The 22,467-nt window shown below is 60.4% G+C and carries 16 protein-coding genes and 2 pseudogenes; 6 read left to right on the forward strand and 12 right to left on the reverse strand.

Features of this window, described 5'->3' with window-relative positions; all coding sequences use genetic code 11:
* Positions 1 to 48: 48 nt before the first annotated feature.
* Positions 49 to 2,061: a DKNYY domain-containing protein gene (locus BLU85_RS05655; RefSeq protein WP_092198951.1), complete on the reverse strand. Its 2,013-nt coding sequence runs from the start codon at positions 2,059 to 2,061 to the stop codon at positions 49 to 51.
* Between the two features lie 125 nt (positions 2,062 to 2,186).
* Between BLU85_RS05655 and BLU85_RS05660 the strand changes: the two genes are divergently transcribed.
* Both BLU85_RS05660 and BLU85_RS05665 read left to right on the forward strand, forming a co-directional pair.
* Positions 2,187 to 2,423 (forward strand): type II toxin-antitoxin system ParD family antitoxin, encoded by a 237-nt coding sequence (locus tag BLU85_RS05660; protein ID WP_072405200.1) that lies wholly within the window; start codon positions 2,187 to 2,189, stop codon positions 2,421 to 2,423.
* Positions 2,420 to 2,737, forward strand: coding sequence for a type II toxin-antitoxin system RelE/ParE family toxin (locus tag BLU85_RS05665; RefSeq protein WP_092198948.1), 318 nt, complete (start codon positions 2,420 to 2,422; stop codon positions 2,735 to 2,737). The genes BLU85_RS05660 and BLU85_RS05665 overlap by 4 nt, the downstream gene beginning before the upstream one ends.
* Before the next feature lie 275 nt (positions 2,738 to 3,012).
* Here the strand turns inward: BLU85_RS05665 and BLU85_RS05670 are convergent, their stop codons facing one another.
* From BLU85_RS05670 to BLU85_RS05720, 11 genes are all read right to left on the reverse strand, one after another.
* Positions 3,013 to 3,276, reverse strand: coding sequence for a hypothetical protein (locus BLU85_RS05670; protein ID WP_072339727.1), 264 nt, complete (start codon positions 3,274 to 3,276; stop codon positions 3,013 to 3,015).
* A gap of 60 nt (positions 3,277 to 3,336) precedes the next feature.
* Positions 3,337 to 4,443, reverse strand: coding sequence for a glycosyltransferase family protein (locus tag BLU85_RS05675; RefSeq protein WP_092198945.1), 1,107 nt, complete (start codon positions 4,441 to 4,443; stop codon positions 3,337 to 3,339).
* A complete protein-coding gene (gene wecB / locus BLU85_RS05680) occupies positions 4,434 to 5,543 on the reverse strand; it encodes a non-hydrolyzing UDP-N-acetylglucosamine 2-epimerase (protein WP_092198942.1) in 1,110 nt (369 codons plus the stop codon). The genes BLU85_RS05675 and wecB overlap by 10 nt, the downstream gene beginning before the upstream one ends.
* Positions 5,540 to 7,126, reverse strand: a complete 1,587-nt coding sequence (locus BLU85_RS05685) for an FAD-dependent oxidoreductase (protein ID WP_092198939.1) — start codon at positions 7,124 to 7,126, stop codon at positions 5,540 to 5,542. The genes wecB and BLU85_RS05685 overlap by 4 nt, the downstream gene beginning before the upstream one ends.
* Positions 7,116 to 8,399: an NAD-dependent epimerase/dehydratase family protein gene (locus BLU85_RS05690; protein WP_092198936.1), complete on the reverse strand. Its 1,284-nt coding sequence runs from the start codon at positions 8,397 to 8,399 to the stop codon at positions 7,116 to 7,118. The genes BLU85_RS05685 and BLU85_RS05690 overlap by 11 nt, the downstream gene beginning before the upstream one ends.
* Positions 8,400 to 8,401: 2 nt before the next feature.
* On the reverse strand, positions 8,402 to 8,809 hold the full coding sequence (locus BLU85_RS05695; protein ID WP_092198934.1) for a GtrA family protein: 408 nt from the start codon (positions 8,807 to 8,809) through the stop codon (positions 8,402 to 8,404).
* On the reverse strand, positions 8,806 to 9,474 hold the full coding sequence (locus BLU85_RS05700; RefSeq protein ID WP_256572844.1) for a class I SAM-dependent methyltransferase: 669 nt from the start codon (positions 9,472 to 9,474) through the stop codon (positions 8,806 to 8,808). Before BLU85_RS05700 ends, BLU85_RS05695 begins: the two co-directional genes overlap by 4 nt.
* 110 nt (positions 9,475 to 9,584) lie before the next feature.
* On the reverse strand, positions 9,585 to 10,607 hold the full coding sequence (locus tag BLU85_RS05705; RefSeq protein WP_092198928.1) for a glycosyltransferase family 2 protein: 1,023 nt from the start codon (positions 10,605 to 10,607) through the stop codon (positions 9,585 to 9,587).
* A 12-nt stretch (positions 10,608 to 10,619) separates the two neighbouring features.
* Positions 10,620 to 13,028: a phospholipid carrier-dependent glycosyltransferase gene (locus BLU85_RS05710; protein ID WP_256572843.1), complete on the reverse strand. Its 2,409-nt coding sequence runs from the start codon at positions 13,026 to 13,028 to the stop codon at positions 10,620 to 10,622.
* 220 nt (positions 13,029 to 13,248) lie between these two features.
* Positions 13,249 to 15,699 (reverse strand): glycosyltransferase, encoded by a 2,451-nt coding sequence (locus BLU85_RS05715; protein ID WP_092198922.1) that lies wholly within the window; start codon positions 15,697 to 15,699, stop codon positions 13,249 to 13,251.
* Between the two features lie 141 nt (positions 15,700 to 15,840).
* Positions 15,841 to 16,659 carry an ABC transporter permease gene (locus BLU85_RS05720; RefSeq protein ID WP_092198919.1) on the reverse strand — a complete coding sequence of 273 codons (819 nt, stop codon included), beginning with the start codon at positions 16,657 to 16,659 and terminating at the stop codon, positions 15,841 to 15,843.
* Between the two features lie 183 nt (positions 16,660 to 16,842).
* Here BLU85_RS05720 and BLU85_RS31300 point away from each other — a divergent pair.
* The 4 genes and pseudogenes from BLU85_RS31300 to BLU85_RS05735 form a co-directional block, all read left to right on the forward strand.
* Positions 16,843 to 18,096, forward strand: a pseudogene (locus BLU85_RS31300) (ABC transporter ATP-binding protein); the annotation flags it as partial.
* 108 nt (positions 18,097 to 18,204) lie between these two features.
* Positions 18,205 to 19,566 (forward strand): annotated as a pseudogene (locus tag BLU85_RS31305) (polysaccharide pyruvyl transferase family protein); the annotation flags it as partial.
* Positions 19,560 to 20,246 carry a 2OG-Fe(II) oxygenase gene (locus tag BLU85_RS05730; protein WP_170847567.1) on the forward strand — a complete coding sequence of 229 codons (687 nt, stop codon included), beginning with the start codon at positions 19,560 to 19,562 and terminating at the stop codon, positions 20,244 to 20,246. The pseudogene BLU85_RS31305 and the gene BLU85_RS05730, both read left to right, overlap by 7 nt.
* Positions 20,239 to 22,413, forward strand: coding sequence for a glycosyltransferase (locus tag BLU85_RS05735; protein ID WP_092199310.1), 2,175 nt, complete (start codon positions 20,239 to 20,241; stop codon positions 22,411 to 22,413). Before BLU85_RS05730 ends, BLU85_RS05735 begins: the two co-directional genes overlap by 8 nt.
* The last annotated feature ends 54 nt before the right edge of the window (positions 22,414 to 22,467 follow it).

Consider the following 22,467-nt stretch of genomic DNA (forward strand, 5'->3'; position numbering starts at 1 on the left):
TAAAGCAAACGTGTGAACACTGGAAAAGGTTACGGTCGATACCATCTGTCATGCCGGCAGACCAAGCGATTCCCGATACTGCGCTTCATCGACCTCGCTCAGCGCCCCATAGCCGTCGTAATGGTAGAACCGATGCTTGTCACGGGCATAACGGTCACTCAGAAATTCGAGGGTGGCCAGGTCGATCCGCTTGGCGCTCAACAGGCGTCGATGACAGAACAACTTGCGCGTGCCCAGTTGCAGGAAGTCGGGATGGGGCACGCGCACTTCATCAGGAACGAACGCCACGTCCAGCGGCTTACCTTGCGAGAAGATCAGCGCAGGACTGACGGCATAGGTGCCGAGCATGCGGGTATCCGACGGATGTAGCCGTTTCTTCGCCTCACCGTAGTAATACACCGTGTCCTGGTCCTTGGCCCAGCCGTGCCCACAGGACTCGAAAGAGGCCGCTTGTGCCTTACGAATCGGTTCCGGGGGATGGTAAAAAATCCGGTGGCAGAACACGGATTTGCCGTCTGTCAGGTAGGGCGAGCCAAGTGAGCGGAATTGCTCCGCGGGTTCTTGGGAAAACCGTTCGGGCACTTCCGTTTGCGCGTTATGAAACGGGATCAGATACAAGCCCTGGGCATCCCCGCACAGATGCGTGTCCAGCAATTGGAAACTCGCAGCGTCCAGCCCGTTGATCACGCGTCCATGGAAATACACCTGGTCGCCGAGCTCAAAACCGAGACCGATGGCCTGTAGCGGCAGCGTTTCCGTGTGCGTTTGCGCGGCTTCAAGCCGTGTCTGCAAGCGGTGCCACCAATAACCTTCCAACTGTGGATGGGCTTCGAAGTAAGGCGCCCACGCCGCTTGCATGGCCGCATCGATGATGCCGCCAGAGCCCAGCGGGCCGTGCTTGTCACCTGCCAGCACGGGCGAGTAATCCTGGTCACTACGACAGGGCTGGGTCACAACGAAGCTCTCCACGTCGACATCGAGGCGTTTCTGGCGCTTGTAGACGTGTTGGTGATCCCGGTAGTAATCGAACCCCAAGTGACGAAAACTCGGGCCATGGGCATCGCGCAGGCCGGTCCCGGCGGCGTAGACGTACTGGTCGTCCACGGCAAAATACTCATCCTCGTATTCGCTGGCGCTGACCACGCGACCGCACGCATCGAACGCCGGCTGCCAGCACTGGAGCAGGTGGAAGTCGCCCACGTAGCGAATGGTTTTTCCGGTCAGGTAATAGGCGCGTTGCTTGTCCTTGGCGTAGCGTTCGTTAAGCACGGTGAAGGTCGCCAGGTCGGCATTGTCGATGCGGTAGAAGTATTCATAGGCAATGCTCGAGCCTTGCTGCGCTTGCACGATGATCGACTGCCCATCGGTTCCCCAGCGTTGGGCGAGCATCTGGAAGTCGTCCGGGTTGGCGACCGGCAGCGGCGTGCCGTTCTTCTGGTGCAGGGGCTTGAAGCCCCTATAGACTTGATCGTCGATCACTCGATAGGACGGGTGGTTGCAATACCGCACCCGCGCCGTGGCGCTGGCGATAATGTGCCCCTGCAAAAAGAGATGCACGCCGTCGCAGAACAGGGCGGACGCTGAAGTCACCGAGGCTGGGGACGAGGCCCGCAGGGCCAGCCTGTCGGGTCGCGCCTCGTGGATTTGGGTGATCGCGTACTCGCCGAACCAATAGGCACCGGTTGCGTCACGCCAGTACTGGTGACCGAGGCTTTCCAGGCCTTTGTCGAACCGAAACGGCAGGGGCTGCAGCGCGTGGTAGCCGTGGCGCTCCCGGTAGGCCGGAAGCAGGTAGTAATCACGCAGGGCTTCGCGCAACACCCAAGGGTTGCGTCGATGCCGCCAAACCGGCTGACCGGCCAGCAAGGGCGAGGGCGGATAGTGCCCAGCGCTGGCACATTGTGCCAACTCGCTGGGTCGTGTGACTTGAGGGTTGAGCATGATGTACACATCAGGCACTTGCCCATCGCCCAGCAGCACACCGTCCATGAATGCGAAGCCTTGATGCCATTCAAGGTTCAGCGGTTCCCAGTCAGCAATAGCAGTCTCTATGTCTGTCATGTCATTGCGATCTGCACGTTTCATGGTTGGCCAAAGACGACAAGTTTCACCTGAGTTCGACCCCTGGCGAGGCTGGCCCAAGAGTGTATACTTTGGCAAATTTTGTCAAAAAAACAGGCAAAGTCATGAGTACCATGAACATCTCCCTGCCGGACGCTCTCAAATCATTCATAGATGATCAGGTTAGCCAGAGAGGCTACAGCACCAGTAGCGAATATGTGCGGGAGCTGATTCGCAAGGATCAGGATCGGCAGCACCTGCGTGGCTTGATACTGGCCGGGGCGGAGTCTGCTCCCACTGCTCCTGTGAATGGCGACTACTTCGAATCCCTTCGGGCCAAGGTGCGCAAGGGGAGGGGATGAAGGCGAAACCCGTCATTGCGCGAGCTCTTGCCAGCCAGGATGTAGAGGACGCCATCAACTATTACCTAGGCGAGCAGGCAGAGCAGGCGGCACTCAATTTCATCGACGCCTTGGAAAACGCCTATATGCACATCAGCCGCCATCCGGCATCGGGTATGTCCAGGTACGCCCATGAGCTGGGTGTCCCCGGATTACTCTGCTGGCCGCTGAAACGTTATCCCTATCTGGTGTTCTACGTGGAGTGCAACGAACACATTGACGTATGGCGAGTTCTACACGCCATGCGGGACATTCCTGAATGGATGTCATCATGAATCAAGCGAACCCGTTGGCCACAATGACGTAGCCCAATCTGCAAAGATTGGGCTTTTTTACGCCTGAAAATAGGGACCACCAAACCAAAGATCCCCGCAGCCACGCTCAAAAAATGAACTTGAACAGCGCAATCACCACGATCAGGCCAATCAGGAAGATGATACCTACGGTGCCGCCAAGGAATTTCAACATAAGAACGCTCTCAATCGGATGGGCTTAATCGTCTAGACCGCCACCGATAGCGCTCGTTTCGTCGAATATTGATTCGTGATGATCAATGGACCGCAAAGGACCTTGGCACTGGCACATGTTCGAATTTGGAAATGGTCTTGATCCAGTAGCGGCGGTAGTCCGTCTGGTCCGGTGCCAGCGGCTTGTGGCCGGACCATGGGTGTTTCTCCTTCAGGCTGGCGCGGTACGCTTCCCATTCTTTCTGCTCGGCCACTTCCCGGGCTTTGCTCCGGTCGTCGAACCAGCCCAGCACGTAAGCTTCGCCCTGGTCCGTGCCGTGCGCTATCAGCAAATAAATCTCTGTCATGACTGACCTACCGTTCTGTCCTGCGCCCCAGTGGCGGGGTCTTATCCTGGGTATCGGCCGTTATTGGCCGTTTTTGAGATTGATCGCAGAAAAACGCTGGGCCCAGAGGTGCGCCTGACGAAATTGATGGACCGTCGAGCGGTCGCTTGGGCTGGCGAGTGCTTCGACGGCGGTTTTGCGCAAATCGCTGTCTTCATCCACGATCCAGACGCCCGGTTCCTGGCCGCGCAGGGCCATTTCACCGAAGCGGGTGGAGATGACGGGCAGGCCCAGGGCACGGTATTCGTAGTATTTGATCGGGTCGACCGAGGCGGTCAGGCGATTGAGCTTGAATGGGATCAAACCCACCGAAAACCTTGCCATGGCCGCGATTGCACTGGCGTGGGAGCACTCGGGGAGCAACTCGATGTTGGCAGGCAATACGCACGGCGCGGGTGTGAAGACGGGGCCGATCAGCCGGATCCGGTTTCCGGGATTGGCCTTTGCCAGTGCTATGACCAGGTCCCAGTCGAACCAACGACCCAGCGTGCCGACATAACCCAGCACCTGTTGCTTGGCTCCGAGGTCCAGGTTCTCGACCGACGCCAGTCCGTGCATGTCACAGGCATTGAGGGCCAGCTCAACCTGGTCGGTCATGCCCAGTAGTTTGTCGCGAAGCGGGCTGGAGGACGCAAGCACTGTGTCCACCCGTCGAATGAGCCGCGCCTGGCGACGTTCCATGGAACCGCGTGACAGGCCCCGATAAAAGGCCGGGAAATCATCCATGGCATCGTAGATGGCAGGGCTTTGCGGGATCAGCGCCAGCAGTTGCAAGGCCAGCTCGGAAGGCTTTCCCACACAGATCATGCAGGGCCCTTGCGCGGAAAATGCCACGGCCTCTTTGAACAGGTTGCGCCACAGTCGCTTGAGCAGCACGGCCGAGCCTCGCAGGGGCTCGATGGGTAAGCTCCGGGGTTTGCAGACCCGCAACCAGGGTGGAACGCTGACGCTTTGCCGATCGACAACAGGCGGCTTGCGCCTGAAGTCAGTCAGCGTCGGTAAGCGTGTCGGGTAGGGATCGATCCAGAAGACCGGCGCTCCGGTCTGCTGGTGATACCAGTTGACGAAGTGATGGGGGCGCTGGCTGAAGCTGGCCCATGGTACCGGGGACAGGTAGATCATGCGCATGACTGGAAGTACTGCCTGAGAGCGTCGACGATCCGCGCTGCGGCCTTGCCGTCACCATAGGGGGAAGCCCCGCGCGCCATGCCCTGGTAAGCCTGTGGGTCATCGAGCAGACGTTGTGCCTGTTCGACGATGGTGTCCCGGTTGGCGCCCACCAGCTTGACCACGCCGAGCTCGACAGCCTCCGGGCGCTCGGTTTCCTCCCGCAATACCAGCACGGGTTTGCCCAGGGCCGGGGCTTCTTCCTGCACGCCGCCGGAGTCACTGATGATCAGGTACGAGCGCTTCATTGCCGCGATAAACGGCGCGTAATCCAGCGGTGCGCAGAGGAGGATGTTCGGCGTCTGGCCGAGCAATCGGTGCGCGACATCCTTGACGTTTGGGTTGGGATGGACGGGGTAGAGGATCTGGATGCCTGGGTTGCGCTCGGCCAGGTCCTTGAGGGCCTGGCAGATATTCTGGAACGGTTCGCCGAAGTTTTCCCGCCGATGGCAGGTCGCCAACACCAGGCGTTTACTGGCGTCCAGTGGGATAGCCAAGGCTGAGTCCTGTGCCGCGGTCATCAGCAAGGCATCGATCACGGTATTACCGGTCAGGGTGACATCCCTGGCGGCGACACCCTCGCGCAGCAAGTTGTCCACGGCGTGCTGGGTCGGCGCGAAATGCCAGCGAGCCAGTTTGCCGGCGATCACCCGGTTGGCTTCCTCGGGGAACGGGTTGCACAGGTCTCCGGTACGCAGGCCCGCTTCGACATGGCCAAAGGGAATCCGCAGGTAGAAACACGCCAATGCAGCGCACATGACCGTGGTCGTATCGCCTTGAGCCAGTACGACGTCCGGTTTCTCGGCTTGCAGTACGCCGTCGAGTTCAAGCAGCAAGCGTGAGGTCAGCGCCGTCAATGACTGGTTGGGGCGCATGAGGTCCAGGTCCAGGTCGGCGGTGATTGCGAACCCCTCCAGCACCTGATCCAGCAGGCCTCGGTGCTGGGCGGTGGCGAGCACCCAGCAATCGATGTTCTTTTCGGCCTGGAGCGCCTTGATCACGGGGGCCATCTTGATGGCTTCCGGACGCGTACCAACGATGCAAAGTACCTTGCGAGTCATGCCTTTTGATTTCCTATCGTGGTGGCAAGCGAGCGTGATATCCGGTCCGCGTTGGCCATGAGGGTCAGCGTGTGGGATTTCTCGGTAAGACTGGGCAGGCAGGCACCGTCGACAATGTGCACGCCGCCAAGGCCCGCGACTTCGCCAAGGCTATCAGTCTGCCCGATCCTGGGCGTCGAGTGCATGGGCAGGGTGCCCGCATAATGGATATCCGCCCCCGGCCTGCCGACGGTGAAGCTCATGGGCATCAAGATCGCGCCCATTTTCCAATAGATCCGGCGCAGCTTTGCCTCGGCGGCCTTCATGAGCCCCTGGAGCTCTGGATGCTCGTGGCCGTGGATGCTCAACGAGCCGTCGGGGCGCAACACCGCCGTGTTGTGAGACAGGTGCCCGGGGAGGAAGAGATTCCCGACGACGCATGCGCTGAGCAGGTTTTTCAGCAGTTCGATGCTGTAGCGTTTGCTCAGGGGGATCCGGCTGACAAATTCGGTCATGGGCAAACCTGTGGTGCTGAACGTCGAACCGAACGCCGTGGCATCGGATGCCAGCGCCAGGGCAAACGATAACTGGCCCAGACCCAATGCCGGCGCCCTTGGGGTCCCGAGCATTTTCGGCAGCCACAGCAGGAAGGCAGCCGTCGGCGATGACAGCAGCGGTATCGGGGCCGAATGGTTCAGGCCCTTGAGGGCGAGCCGGGTCGAGGCCAGGGTGCCCGCCGCCAGCAACAGGCGGGTGCCGCGCCAGCAACAGGCGGAGCGAGGGTCGATGATCGTCCATGAACCGTCCTGTTTCTGCAGCTCGTCCACCAGGAAGTCCTGGACGTGCTGGAATCCCGGGTATTGCTTGAGTTTTTGCAGTTCTTGCGATGCATTGTACAAGGCCTGGTTATGACAACCCCACAAGCAGTTTCCCGACAGGTCGCAGGCCTTGCGCTCGTCCAGGGCCTGGCTCAAGACGGCGACCCGGGAGCGGCCAAGGCGGAACCCCAGGTCGGGAAACGCCCCACGACGCCGGGCGTAGTGATCGAGCAGGCGTTGATGCAGGGCGTCCAGTGGCAGCGGCGGTTGCGCCCACTCATCGAGGCCGAAATAGCTTGAAAGATCGTCGTCGCCCCGGCCACTGATGCCGATCCGGCGGGCGACCGTTTCGTAGGACGCCTGCATCTCGGAATAGTCGATGGGCAGCCCGGCAAAGTCGCTGGCACCGAGCCTTGCCACGCCGCAACCCCAGGCATTGGACAGGCCTCCGGTTGCCAGCGAGCCGATGCCGATGAAATTGTCGGTCTCGATGCGATTGCCGGCGCTGAACCCTTCGAAGACATGGGCATGGGTCGGTGTCTTCAGTTTGGGCGATACCACGTCCGGTTGGTTCAAGGCGTGGAAGTTTTCGCCGATCATCCATTTCCACTGCTGCGCGTCGTTGCTCCTGGCGTCGAGGAATGGGCGGGTTGGCGGCTCCGATGAGCCGGTATTGGCCTGGGCATCGACCATGAGGACTTTCAGGCCCGCCTTGACCAGCGGATAGGCCGCCGAAGTCCCGGCCGGGCCACTGCCGACAATGATCACATCGAATTCAGGTTTCACGGCGGGCTTCACTTCCAAGCAACAGCTGACGGGCAAAGGAACGGCACGCCAGCGCCGCTAGCTGCCACACCGATGCTTTGACTGCGGTGAGTCCCAACGCAACCAACGTGGCGACAGGGCTGCGCGACTGTTGGACGCCGAGAAACACCTGGGCGCCCTGGGGACTGGCTTCGGCGATAGCGAGTGCAACCTGCAGGCGCCAGGCCAGCTCCTGGCCGTCGGGCTTGCGCAGGACGCTGGGGGTGTCCAGGAGCGTCAGGAGTATCGGCCAGCCCATCATCAAGGGCGAATGAATGACGGGGCGGGTTTTTCCCGCACGCTCCAGTGCCCGGGCATAGCGACTGACCAGGCTGCTGTGCGGCGGGCTTTTGAGCAGGTAGTGCAAGAGTACTGCGGCTTCCTGGAGAAGGCCTCGACGTTGCCCATGGCCGGAGCGATGCATGCCGTGGGCAAGGGGACGCAGTTGGGTGCCGAGTTTTTGCAGGGAACGCTCGCTGGCCATGGGCGGCAGGTGGATAAGGGAGAAAATCCGCTCCAGGCCCAGTTTCGTGCTCAAGGATCGCCCGAGCGACCAGCGCAATAACCTGAGCAATGGCACTGGCAGGGGGATTGGCAGGCGAGTGGCACGGACCCGGTGCGTCGCGATCGACCTCAGGAAGTGGCCAAAGGCAATCGGCCGCACGGCGCCCAGGTTGAGGACCTCGGCATGCAGGTCGTCGCGCTCGGCAACGGCCAGTATCGAGGCCGCGAGGTCGTCGACATGGATGGGTTGCACGCAAGGCGCGGGCATGAGGATCGGAATGAACGGGCTTCGACGAACCAGCCCTGACAACAAACCGAAGAGGCCACGTTCGGGGCCGCCGTAGACTTGGCCGGGGCGGATCACGGTGCCTCCGGCGGCCAGCACGTGCTGTTCGATACGCCACTTGGTCCGGCCATAAATGCTCGGAGCCATGGCCTCGGCGGTTTGACTGGAGATGAAGATGAACCTGGCCGAGCCTTGTTGGGCGCACTGGATCAGCGCTTGGGCCGCGTTGACTTCGTCGTCCGCGCCGGCGTTGGTACCCGTCGAGGTGTCGGCGGCCAAATGGATCAGCGCCTGAATGCCGGCCGGGCACGCGGGGGCCGGGCCCCGCAGGTCATAAGGCAGCCAGGCAGAGGAGGCCGGACCCGGCTGGCGCGTCGCGTAAATGACCTCATGTCCCCTTGCCGCCGCGAGGGTGGATACCCGTTGTCCGATGTAGCCTGTCGCGCCGGTGATCAATAGCTTCATCGTCATGTGCCTTCGGCACGGTCAGCGGGAACCGGCGGATGCGGAGTGGAATGAAACACGAACAGTTTGCTGATCCAGTAGGTCATGGCCACGCAGGCCACGTCGCAGACAAATTTCACCGGAGCAGGGCTGTCGACGATAGACAGCCCCGCGCTGAACAGCGCCGACGCGACCGGGATATTGATGGCGAGCAACGAGAAATAGCGCACCGCTTGAGCCTTGCTGCTGCCATGGCTCGACTGGAACGTGAAGTGGCGATGCAAAAAGAACGCGAACACACCGGCGACGCCTTTACCGGCCATGTTGGCCAGCACGGGTTGTTCCTCGAATAGCGCGATCAACAGCAAAAAGACGCCCATGTCCAACGCATAGGCCACCAGTTGGATGGCGCCATACCGAATAAAGATCAAGACGTCCTCCTGACGACCACGATGTGATGCAGGGCCAATACCCGCCTCAACGGCTGCAGCAGCTTTTCAACGACTTTGAGCACGGGGATCAACGCGTCAGGCAGTAACTGGCGAAAGTTCAAGCCGCCGGAAACCAGGTAACGCAGATAATTGCCGCAGATTTCCTGATGGACGATTTCCAGGCCTGGGTACTTGCTCTCGAACGCCTGTCTGTCGCGAACGAAGATGATGTAGCTCAGAGCCTGGTTGGCGCCGTTCATGGGGCCGCTCGACGGTGTTTCCCAGGATGGGAAGTGCATGTCGAAGCCTTCGGACTTGAACAGGCGTTTATAGAGAAAAGCGGCAAAGGGGCCGTGGAAGGGCTCGATCAAAATGGCCCCGCCGCCGATCTTGAGCGTTCTTTCCAGTTCCGTGAAAAACCGATCGGGGTGAGGGAAATGGTGAAAGCAGTTCTGGCCGTAAAAGGCCCTGACCGAGTGATCGTCCAGGCTCATTGCCTCGGCATCGAGGGCCATGTCCAGTTGTTCGGTGGCGACAATGTCCGTGGCCAGTACTTCCGGGTATGAATGGCGCATGGGCGCGATGCCCGCCCCCAACTCCACCTCAAGGCCTTCGACCTTGAAGTGACGGTCTGCCAGGCGATGAAACGCGTTGTGAAACTCCACGAAGACTTCCCGGAGCATTCGCTTGCGTTCAAGCATTTGGCCGTGAAGTTCGAGGCGTTCGCTGCCATCGACATCCAATGCCTTGAGCGACGGGTCCGATAAAAAATCTCTCAGCGCTTTAATGAGTTTTCTTCCCGCAATGACGTTGCTATAGCACGCCTGGACTGCCGTGGCCGGCTGGGCACCGAGGCGATGTCGTAACCGAGGAACGCCATGATCAGCTGCAAACCCATGAGCATGGGCAGTGCACTGAGCATCACCGTGCCGGCGGGTGTCGCGATGCCATTCTGCGCCGATTCATACCAGTGATAACTGCCGAAGAAGACGCCGAACAAGAACATGACAATCCCGATCGGCAGTTCGATCGAAGCCAGGGACATGTCGCGAAGATAATAGTTGTAGAGCACGCGCTTGGTGAAATTGCGCAGGTGCTTGAACAGGAATTCGCCAATGATCTTCGAGATCTTGAGGTGACTGACTTCGTCGCCGTATCGGGCCTCCATCGGAATATCTACCACCACGGCGCGCACGGTGTTCAGGCGGAACAGGATGTCGGTCTCGAAAAAGTAGCGCTGGCTGACCTTGTCCAGGGGTAACAACCTGGCGACGTCACGGTGAATCGCCGTGTAGCCGTTGGTGGGGTCGAACAGATCCCAGTAACCGGTCGACAGTTTGGCCATCAATGACAGTACCGCGTTGCCGAACAGGCGCAGCCGCGGCATCGATTGGACTTCTTCCAGGTCGAAAAACCGATTGCCCTTGGTGTAGTCCGCTTCTCTGGCCAGGATCGGTTCGATGAACAGCGGGATCAGGGTCGGGTCCATCTGGCCGTCCCCGTCGACTTTGACGATGATACTCGCACCGTCGGCGAGGGCTGCTCGGTAGCCGGTCATGACCGCGCCGCCCACGCCTTGGTTGACCTCATGGGGCAACACCTTGACCCGGGGGTCGTTACAGGAAGCCAGGACATGCCCGCCGGAACCGTCCGGGCAGGCGTCGTCGATGACGTAGATGCGCCAGACCTCCGGCCCTATGGCCTCGATGACCCCGCCGATGTGCGCGGTGACCCGATAGCTGGGGATGACGACGGCGACGCGTTGTTCGTCCGTGAAAAGCGCTGTTTTTGAGTTCATCGATATCGCCCGCTATTGCCTGAATGAAAGTGACTTGAATTCCAGGGGGATGTCGGTGTGCCCGGACGCATAAATGATCACGGACGTGGCATTCGCGGGGGCAACGACGCTCATCTCATGGGTCTCCCATTGCGTGGTGCAGTCAAAGGTCTCGATGCTGGTGGTAATGAAGTCGCCTTGGTCGTCCATCCAATTGGCCTGGATTCTTCCGGCGGTGGTCGTCGTTGCGCAACGTGCGGACACGCTGTTGATGTACGTCAGCCCCGGCGTCACTTCGACCCGCTGTGTGGCCGGTGTCTTGACGTTGACGGTCAGGATCTGGCGCGACGCGTCATAGGTCGAGGGTGACGTCAGGCTCCAGCCCTCCAGGCTGGACAGCTGCGGGTCGCGCAGGTGTTCTTCGTGCGTGACATTGAGTTTGCGCAGGTCCAGGTCACCCAGTCTGGCATACGACGTGGACACCGTGAGCAGCCGATCGAGTTGCACCTGGGGAAGGAACTTGAGGTCGATCACCAGCCAGTTCACCTGGTGCCGGCGCAAGCGCTGGGTAAGCTCCGAGGGCGAGGTCGCCGTGTCGAATTCGTTTTTCCACTTCAGGTTGTACCACGACGCATAAAGGGCATCGCCATGCAAACCCGCCATCAGGGGCGATGCAAAGACCGCCACGGGTTGGTTCCCGCTATTCAAGGCGTTGACGGTGTCGATCATGTTTCGGATGGGCAGGCGTTCCAACAGGTAGGCGTCCCGACCGGCCTGGCTCAATAGCGCGGAGGGTTTGATGTCGCCATAGTAAGTCGCGGCCTGGATGAAACGGGTATTGGTCAGGACCAGCACCGCCCCGGCGACGATGGCGAGGCTGCGCGGGAAGAACCTGGGGTCGGAAAAGGGCAGGGCCAGGATCACTGAGAACAGCGCGAAGGAGGGGAACACATAACGCAGGTAGGCCGTTGAGTGGAACGTCATGAACATCGCGCCGGCGCCCACCAGGAGGATGCACAGGGCTTTTTTGTTGCCGCTCAACAGCACGGCGATGGCGGCCGTGGGCAGCAACAGCCATTGAAAGCCTGCCGCGCCGACGCGCCCCTCGATGAACTGAGGCGACTTGAAGACCATTCGATAGAGGGTGTCCCAGGTCACCCCTGTGCCGAAAGCGGCTGGCGGTTCGAAATTGATGTTCGGCCACAGTGGCGAATGGAAAATGGCATTGAAAAACGGAAACACCGGATTACCGGTCAAGTACCCGGCAGAGACGTAAGGGGTGGCACCGGCCAGCATCAGCCCGGCACTGCCGAGCAGGAGCGTCTTGACGATGCCTGGGACAGCCCAGGCCTTGTACTGCACCAGCAACATCACCAACAGGACTGGCAGGACGCTCAGGGTCACCGCCTTGGTCGCCATGGCGAAGCCCAGCAGGATGCCGGCCAGCAGCAGTTGCGACAGGCGCTCCGTGGGATCCGGCGTGAAACGTGAGACCTTCAGGATCGCCAGTGTTCCGGCCATCATGAAGGCGGTCCACGCCGACTCGATGTGCAGGCTGCTGCTTTCAGCGAAGGCGAGGGGCGTCGACACAAAGATCAGGCTTGCCCAACGGGCACTTGTGGCAGAGCCTCCGGCCCAGAGGGTCATGTTGCGGATCTGCCACGCCAGCAGCAGGGTGAATGCGCTGTTGCTCAGGCGCGCCGCCGTTTCGCCGCCCAGCATATAGACGATGCTATAGATCCAGTCGGCCAGCATGGGCATGACCGCCCACACATACGTGCTGGCATCGAACGACCATTGATGCCGCTGGGCCAGGTGTGACGGGACGAAGAGGTGCATGGCCAATGCGTCGTGCCCGACCTCTGGCATGAAGGCGACCAACACGTAAAGACAGGCGAAGCTGCAGATCAGAACGTCGAGCGCCGTTTGCAGCGGTGTTTGCGCTGATCGGGTGGCGTGGATGTGTCGCAGCAGTTCACGGCCTATCGACGTGACGTGTCTGTGACCCAATGCAAGCGGCAACAACAGCAGCGCGCCATACAGCCCGGGGTAGTTGATCGGCCAGTAGGCCGCCAGGCCTGTCAGCGTACCGAACGCACCGGCTCCCACCAGCAGGTGGACGCTCCAGTCGGCCGAAGCTGCTTGCCTGAGCCCCCACCTGCCGAGCACGGTGGCAGACAGCGCGAACGCCGCTACGACTATCACCGGCCAAATCTGCGCGCAGGCAATGGCCAGGCACGCCAGCAAACCCAGGCAAAGCACGATCGGTGGCTTGCGCGTGAAGACGGTGAGGGCGGCCAGGGCTGCCATCGACAGCAATATCGTCCGGGTGCCGCTGTTCATGGACGCCAGTTCAAGCGTCGAAAAACCGTATACGCCGACCACCGCACTCGCCAGTAAAACCAACAACACCACGGCGTACTTCAGGCTGAATCTGGGCAAAATATCGTCTCGGCTAAAGGGACAACGCTGTTCACTGGATGCTTGTTCGATTCATTGTGGCGAGGGGATTTATCCCCGCTTGGGCTGCGAAGCAGCCCCAAAAAGGCTGAATGCAACCAACCTGGCACGCTGCGGTGGCTGGATTCAGGGCTGCTTCGCAGCCCAGCGGGGATAAATCCCCTCGCCACAAATTCATCTGCTGCGCATGCAAAGGGGCTGCTTATACGTCTCGGTACGTGTGCGGAACCCAGGCTCCCCACTTGCTCTCGTAGATCGCCCGGTTCTTTTCGAAAAGTGCCTGTTTTTTCCGGGCACCCAAGGTATTGAACGAGGCGGACAGGTGGTGGTGAACGAAGACGTCTTCGGCACAGGCTGCGCGCATGCCACGCCGCTGTACGCGGCGGCAGTAATCGTCATCCTCGAAGAACCCCAGGCCGTACTCTTCGCACAGGCCACCGATTTGCTCGTAGGTCGAGCGCGGGAACATCACGCAGAAAAACGCCAGGGTGTTGATTTCGAACCACTCGCCCATGCGGGCCCGGGTCATTTGCGCGGCTTCGGCGGGCATGTCTTCCAACCGCTCGTAGCGGGTGCCGACTTTGGCCTCATTGCCGATGTTGTTGGTGATCGGGCCGATGATGCCGATCTCCTTGTGGTCCTGCAGGTGGCGGATCAGGCCTTTGATCCAACCGGCGGTGACCACCGTATCGTTGTTCAGGATGACCAGATAATCGCCACTGGCGGCGGCGAGACCCAGGTTGTTGCCGGCAGCGAAGCCCCTGTTGTCCGGGTTGAGGATGACGATCCGGTCGGGATGGCCGTCGGCCCAGGTGCTGAGGTAGGCCGGGGTCTGGTCGCTGGAGTGGTTGTCGACGACGATGATTTCAAGGTTCGGGTACTGGCTCTGGGTCAACAGGCTGTCGAGGCAGGCTTTGGTCAGTTCGAGGTTGTTATAGGTCAACACCACGACGCTGACCTTGGGCAGGGGCAACGTCGCGATGGCCTCGCGCAGGCTGGCGGCCCGGTGCTGCCAGGTCTGGCCCCGGGCGAACGATTGACGTGCCTTTGGCGCAGTGCTGGCCTCTGGCAACGCGTCCAGGACATCGCGTATGGCCGAGATGAACCCGATCGGCTCTTCAACCGCCCGGACCAGCTCGCCGAACTGGCTCAATTCCGGCAGTTTCACCGACACCACCGGTTTTCCCGCGCTCAGGTATTCATAGACCTTGACCGGGTTGGTGGCGAGGGTCAACGGCATGACCTTGAACGGAAGCAGGCAAACGTCCATGGCGTAGAGATAGTAGGGCAGGGCGGCATAGGGCACTTCGCCTTCCAGGACCACATTCGAGCAGGCCTTGAAGTATTTTTTCGCCTGGACGGTATCGCTGCCGATCAACAGGATCAGGTGCTGCGGGAACGACTGGGCGACGCGCTTGACCAGATCCAGATCGAACCATTCGGCAATGACGCCGTAGTAGCCGATGATCTGTCTGTTGGCAGGGTCCCGATAGACCTTGTCGGGACGTTGGCTGAAGAAACCGAACTCGCAGGCGTTGCGGATCACCTCAACGTTGCGATTTTCCCGCTTGCCGTGCTGTTCGATCCAGTCGGAGGTCGCCACCAGCAGGTCGGCCCTGCGCATCAAGGCGATTTCAAGGTCGAGCAATTCCTGGGCAACGTTGCCGAAGCCTTCGTGATGATCCATGCAGTCATAGACCAGCGTGGCGTTGGGGACACGCCTTGCCAGCGGGAACCAGTAGGCGTGCTGGACGATGCAATCCACGGCACCGACGTTCGCCGATTGCAGGAGCATGGCCAGGCCTTGGCACAACTGGCCGATCGCGGCCGCTGACGGCGGGGCATGATAAATGGCCGGTGCGCCGCGTACCTTGAACCGGATCTGGAACAGCCGTTGGGAGCCTTCCAAAGGCTCTGCTTCGAAGCCGGGGGCATCATCGTCGATAAAGTGGTTCGAGACATAAAAGGTCGTTTGCCCGGCCCGGGCCAACTCCTTGGCCAGGTTTTGTGGACGCTGGATACGGAAGTGCCAGTCAATCACGCCGAACATCAGGATCATGGGCTGCCCGTCACTCGACGGCACGGCAAGGTTCACGGGCGGTGGCAGAGGTTGCAGCGGGACGAGGCCAGCGGGTGCCGCTGATTCGCCTGGCGTTGCCTTGCCGGGTTTCAACCAGCTTCTAAGCCGACGCGCCAGTTTGCTTTTGCGGTGTGCGGAAAGTGGCAACCGGGCGTAGACCCAGCGCGATAACTGATACAGCCGCTTGCGTATCGAATAACGCAGCGGTGCGCGTTCAATGGCGTTGCCCCAGTCCGAAAGCTTGAACAGCTCAGTCTGTTTCGCCGCCAGTTGGGCGCGCAAATCCACCGCCCAATCGGAAAGCGCCACCGCCTCGCTTTCTTTTGTCTGGAGCAAGGCCTCGGTGTCTTTCAGGCGCTGCTCGGCCAGCCGCAGTTGCTCGCGCAGACGCCCGGCCTTGCCTTCTTGAAGAGACAGGCGAGTGCGAAGCGCTTGTGATCCCAGGTTCAGTTGTTTGATGAGCCGATCTCGATTTTCGATTTCCTTGACCAACTGCAAGGCCTCAATGGATTTGGATTGTGTCGAGCGGGTCAGTTGGTCAATGCAATCAACAAGACGGTTGATCTGGTCCATGCGGTTTTCGGGTCCTTTGGTCAATACGACAACGCACACTCGGTCTTTCAGGATCGATGTTGGCTTCAATCATCAGCCAGGCCCCCAGCCGTGCAATGAATCAGCATAGCGGTTGCTGGACGGGGTGCCACGCGACAAACGTCATATGACGTCGGCGAAGCCTTTGCGTGTCCTCTGGAACCAGGCGAAACCGGCGCAGGCAATCAGCACTGAAACTGCCGAATAAGCCGCCAGGTGCTCCCAGTGCGGCGGCCGGCCCCAGAACAGGACATCGCGAACCATTTCCACCGGCAGTGTCAGGGGATTTGCCTGCAAGGCGGCCTGATAGCTTTGCGGAAGCGTCGAGAGCGGATAGAAAATCGGCGAGAGAAACAGCATCGCCGTGATGATGACGCCGATGAACTGGCCGATATCGCGCAGGTAGACGCTTATCGAGGCGAGAAACCAGGAGATGCCCAGCGTCAGCAACACCAATGGAAACAGCACCAATGGCAGCAGCAGGGCAGTGATCGGTGGGGTTCCGAACAGGGCGATATAGAACATCAGCCAGGCCAGGACGCTGACCGCCATGTGGAACAGCGCTGCGCCGAGCGACACCAGGGGCAGGGTTTCCAGTGGAAATACGATTTTCTTGACGTAGTTGGTATTGGCCAGCACCAGGCCCGGCGCACGGTTCACGCATTCGGAAAACAGGTTGAAGACCAGCAGGCCCGCGAACAGCACCAAGGCGAATTCGCTCTTGGATTCACCGCCGCCAGACCAGCGGGCCTTGAAAACGACACTGAACACGAATGTGTAGACCACCAGCATGAAAACCGGCGTGAAGAACGACCATAGAATACCGAGCATCGAGCCTTTGTAGCGACCAATGACTTCTCTGCGGATCAACACGTAGATCAGGATTCGATTGATCAGGACACTCTTGATCATGGCGACAGGGGACGTGCTGAACGACTGCATCGGTGCTTGATCCTCAAGGCAATAGCGGATGCTCCTCGAGTCGCATGCTCATGGAGTAGGCCCAGTGTAGATTGATTAGAAGTTTTTTATCCCATCTGTGCTTAACTCATCCGCAGCGCCCAACGAAGGACGGATTTCAGTGGCACCGCAATAATGGCCGTGATTCATGAAAGGGTTTTGTCGATGTCGTTTGAAGTGGCCATCCGCGCCGAAAACCTGAGCAAGTGTTATCAGATCTACGATGCGCCCAAAGACCGTCTATTGCAGATGCTGGTGCGCGGCAAGAAGCGTTTCTATCGCGAGTTCTGGGCCCTGGACGATGTTTGCCTGACCATCGCAAGGGGGGAGACCGTCGGTATCATCGGCCGTAATGGCAGTGGCAAATCCACCTTGTTGCAACTGATCTGCGGAACGTTGATGCCGACCCGCGGCAGTGTCCAGGGCCATGGCCGGATTGCGGCGTTGCTCGAGCTGGGGTCTGGTTTCAATCCGGAGTTCACCGGCCGGGAAAACGTCTATGTGAATGCGGCGGTGCTGGGCTTGAGTCGTGCGGAAATCGACGTTCGTTTCGATGACATCATCGCCTTCGCCAATATCGGCGACTTCATCGACCAGCCTACCAAGATTTATTCCAGCGGGATGCTGGTACGGCTGGCCTTCGCCGTTTCGGTCTGTGTCGAGCCTGAAATCCTGATCGTCGATGAGGCGCTTTCCGTCGGCGATGCCTCCTTTCAGTTCAAATGCCTGAATCGGCTGGAAGAACTGGCTGCCAAAGGCACCACGCTGCTGTTCGTCTCCCATGACATGAGCATGGTCAAGCGCTTTTGCCACCGGGTCATCTATCTGCGCGCAGGCCGGGTCGTGGCCAGCGGCTCGCCCGATGAAATGGCCGAGCTGCATTTGCTCGACATGCGTGACGAGCAGCGACGCTGGGCCAGTGGCGGGGTCACACCGGTGACGCGCAAGTCCTTCATGGGCGGGCAGGAGGGGATGGCCTTCGGGACCGAAGAGGGGCACATCAGCGCCGCCTGCTTCACCAACACCCAACAGCTTTCCTCCAGCTACCTGTATGGCGACGATATCGAGATTCGCGTCGAGGCGTTGCTGCATGAGTCGATCACTCAACCCAATATCAGCTTCACCATCCAGGAAGCCAGGCTGCTGGTGATCGGTGGAGGCAACTTCGCACTGCAACCCGGCCCGGTCGAAAATGGCTGGCGGCGCGCGGCGATCACGGTGCGCTTCCCGGCCCACCTCGCCGAGGGGCGCTACCATGTCACGCTCAAGCTGTTGCACGGCGCCACGGAAGACACTTCGCAGTTGATCGAGAAGCAGGTCGCGCCCCTGGCGTTCGACATGTTGCCGAACCACAAGGATTTTCTGGGCATGGTTGACCTGGGGTTGCAGAGGATCGATGCTCGACCGGTCGAGTCGCTTGCCAAGGCCAGCGGGACTCAAGGGGCGAAGGTCTTGACGGAACACCCGGTCGAGCGCACGTGGCAGGTCGCTATATTCGGCACCTTCGACGTAGAGAACTATGGCGATCTGCTGTTTCCGATCATCGCCGAGGCTGAACTGACCCGGCGCTTGGGGTCAGTCAATCTGCATCGGTTTTCCTATCACGGGAAAAGCCGACCCCAATGGCCCTATGCGGTGACGTCGCTGACAGAGCTGCCCCATGTAGCGGCGAGCCTGGATGGGGTCTTGATCGGCGGCGGTTTCCTGATCCGCTTCGATAAAGTGGTTGCCCACGGCTATGGCCCGACAACCGCCGATATCCATCACCCGACCGGTTATTGGCTGACGCCTGCGCTCATCGCGCAGCAGCACGCGGTCCCGGTCATGTGGAATGCCCCCGGGATGCATTGCAACGGTATTCCCGACTGGGCCAGGCCGTTATTGACGATGGCCCTTGAGCAAAGCCAGTACGTGCGCGTCCGTGATGCACTGTCGCGCGATACCCTCGGTGCGCTGACTCCACAGGCCGAGATCGAAGTGCTGCCCGATACCGCGTTTGGCTTGCCCCGCCTGATCGATGAACAGCAACCCTCGGCCGAGTTCATTCGCCTGCGCGAGCAGGCCGGGCTCACCGGCCCCTACATCGTGATCCACGCCATTCACGTGGTGGAGTCCTTTGTAAAACTGTTCGAAGACTACGCCGAAGCGTTCAAGGGCTATCAGTTCCTGGTGCTGCCGATTGGCCCTGTCCTGGGGGACGATCCGTCGGTCATTGCCGGGCGCTTGCCTGGGGCCGTCACCTTGTCGTCCTGGCCGGAACCGTTGCTCATGGCGGAAATTCTCAGCCAGGCCCAAGCGGTGATCGGCCATAGTTACCACCTGGCAATCACCGCCCTGGCGTTTGGCGTCCCGGTGTTCTGCTCGGCGGACCTGACCACGGGCAAATACACGGCGTTGGCTGGGTTCGACACACTCCACGCATTGCCGGACGTAACGACGGTCGATCCGCAATGGTTTCTCGCGCGGGTGGGCAAGACCCGCCCATCGCCCGCGGCGCGTGCGGCGGCGGATCAGTTGGTCGAGCATTGGGACCGGGTTGCGGCGATCATTCGCCAGGGCAAAACGTCGTCCCGGCCGGTCTTGGGCGCTTTTCTACAGCATCTGCCCAATCTGCTCGAAGCCGCAGCCCAGGGGCGCGACCCATTGCCGGCTGAATGTCCGGCAAGCCCCGTCGTGCCGGAGCCGGGTATCATCGAACCGGCACAGAACCTTGCAGCGCAGGAGCTTGCCCAGCAGCAACGGATTGTCCAGCTCAGCCAGCAACTGGCCCTCAGTGACGCCAGGATGCTTGAGTTGCAGAACTCCAATTCATTCCGAATGACCGCGCCACTGCGTTCCATTGCCCGTGGCATCAGAAACCTGACAGCGAACAAGAACAGACAATGCTAGATCTCTCTCGTCTCACGCCAGCGGCGCTAAAGGCCCATCCCTATACCTGGGCTGAAATCGGCAGTCTGTATTCGCCCGAGGATGCCGCCGCGTTGGCGGCGTCGTTTCCTCACGATCATTTCAAGACGGTGAGTGGTTACGGCGGTGAGAAAAATTATGACTATGAGGCGCGTGCCCTGGTGAGCATGGGCACCCATACGATCGCGTTCCCTGAAGAACTGAGCGAGGCATGGTTGAGGCTGGCGCAGGACCTCGGCTCGGCCGGCTATCGAGAGGCCATGTCGGAACTGACCGGGATCGACCTGCGCAGCGTGCCGATGGAGGTCAACGTCTTTCATTACGGCCCCGGTGCGAGCCTGGGGGCCCATCCGGACCTTCCGGATAAACTGGTCACCCATATCCTGTATTTCAATGAGTCCTGGGACCGCAACGACGGCGGTTGCCTGACCATCCTGCACCGCAACGATCCCAGCGCCGTAGCGGCCGAGATCGAGCCACTGGTGGGCAATTCGGCGGTCCTGGTGCGCTCGGATAACTCCTGGCACGCCGTCACCCCCGTGGTGAGCGGCTGCCAATCTTCCCGCCGCAGCCTGACGGCAACGTTCTATCGGCCCGGTTCCCTCAGCTCCATGTGGCCGCCAGGTGACAGCACGCCGCTGCATGGGTACCCACGTGCTTAAGCTCGACAGCGCCTTGATCGACCGCGACGCCGCCTTGGCCCAAAGAGACGCGGCTATCAACGAGCGCGATGTTGCCTTGGCGAAAGTCGACTTCCTGCAAAACACCCGTTCGTGGCGTTTCACCCGCCCCCTGCGCTCGCTGTTCCGATGGATGCGTTATGGGTTTGCCGCCGCCCAGGAACTCCCCGACACGGCCGCTGCAATCGTCTACCCGGCAGCACCGGAGCCGTTGCCGAACGTTGAGGTGGACGCTGATTTCGCCACGAAGGGACGCCTGGATATTCTCTGCTTCGCCAACATCGATTGGGCCGCACGCTTCCAGCGACCGCAGCAGTTGATGAGCCAGTTTGCGAGCAATGGTTATCGGGTGTTCTATATCGTCCCCGCCCGTGTGCCGGAACAGGGACGGCTCTATGGATTGACATCGGTGGCGCCCAACGTCTTTGAAGTGGTGCTGCAGCGCGAGGCGCAAGAGGCGTATTACGAAAAAATAGTGACGCCTGAAAATCATCAGGCTTTGCTGCGTGCCCTGGCTGCATTGGTCGCCGACATGCAGATCAGAACCGCCCTCTCGGTGGTGCATATCGCTTACTGGAGCCCAGTGGCACTCAGCCTGCGCACCCTGCATGGCTGGCGCATTCTCTATGACTGCATGGATGACTGGGATGGCTTTCCGAACATTGGCGAACAGCTGCTGAGCGAGGAAAAGACCCTGGTCGCCCAGGCGGACCTGGTGACCGTTTCCGCCGCGTTGCTTTACCAGAAGTGGTGCGCCCATAACCCACGCTGCGTGCTGGTGCGAAACGCGGTGGATTTCGCTTTTTTCCGGCAGCACTGTTTTACCAACGACGTGCTGAGCGGGCTTGCCGGCCCGGTGATCGGCTACTACGGCGCCCTGGCGCAATGGCTCGATTATCCCTTGCTGGCGGCGTTGGCGGACCGGCGGCCAACGTGGAACTTCATCCTGGTGGGGGACATTTTCGTCGAGGATCTGGCGGGCCTGGAGCACAAGCCCAACGTGCAGTTGCTGGGCCACAAGCCGTACTCGCAGATGCCGCTTTACCTGGATCATTTCGATGCCTGCCTGATTCCCTTCAGGCTCTACAACGTGACGCATGCGGTCGATCCGGTGAAGTTCTACGAGTACATCAGCGCAGGCAAACCGGTGATCTCCACGCCCCTGGCGGAGATGAATATTTACAAGGACCTGTTGTACTTCGCCACTGGGGTCGATGAGTTCATCGAGCAGATCGAGCGTGCCTTGGCCGAGCGCGACCTGGCCCTGTACAAGCGGCGTGTGGAGCTCGCCCGAGCGAACGACTGGAAGGATCGATTCGATAGCATGCAGCTTGCTATCGTCGGGCTGTACGAGAAAGTCTCCATCGTGCTCGTGACGTACAACAACCTCAATCTGACGATTCAATGTGTCAACAGCGTTCTGCGTAATACCACCTGGCCCCATTACCAACTGATTGTTGTCGACAATGGCTCGGACGATGGTACGGGTGAATATCTTGAGCGCCTGCGGCAAGAGGTGCCGACCGCGAAGATCATTCGCAACCCCGACAATCGGGGTTTTGCCGCCGCGAACAACCAGGGCTTGCGAGAAGCCGACGGCGACGTGTTGCTGCTGCTCAACAACGACACGGTGGTGCCGGGCGGCTGGCTGGACCCGCTGGTCAGGCATTTGAGAGACCCGAGTATCGGCCTGGTCGGGCCGGTCACGAATGCGGTAGGCAACGAAGCGAAAATCGCGGTTTCCTACACCGACATTCAACAGATGCAAGCGTTTGCAGACCGCTACACCGAAGCCCGCAAGGGGCAGGCGTTCGATATCTCGATGCTGGCGATGTTTTGTGTCGCCTTTCGTCGGAGCATCCTCGAAGAGGTGGGTTATCTGGATGAAGCCTTCGGGATCGGGATGTTCGAGGACGACGACTACAGCCGTCGCGTGCAGGCGGCCGGCTACCGGACGGTCTGCGCCGAGGACGCGTTTATCCATCATTATGGGCAGGCGTCGTTCAGGAAGCTGATCGCCAGTGGCGAGTATCAGGCTCTCTGGGACAAAAATCAGGCGTACTTCGAAAGCAAATGGGGGGCGTGGCAGGCCCACGTTCATCGTGACGAGCCTGGCGGGGAGACGGGGGAGAAGGCTGGGTCGCGATAAGGCCATCACCTTGACGGTAACACCGCCATCGCGAGCAAGCTCGCTCCCACATGG

The sequence above is a fragment of the Pseudomonas sp. NFACC14 genome, assembly GCF_900106885.1.
GTDB classification, from domain to species: domain Bacteria; phylum Pseudomonadota; class Gammaproteobacteria; order Pseudomonadales; family Pseudomonadaceae; genus Aquipseudomonas; species Aquipseudomonas fluorescens_AA.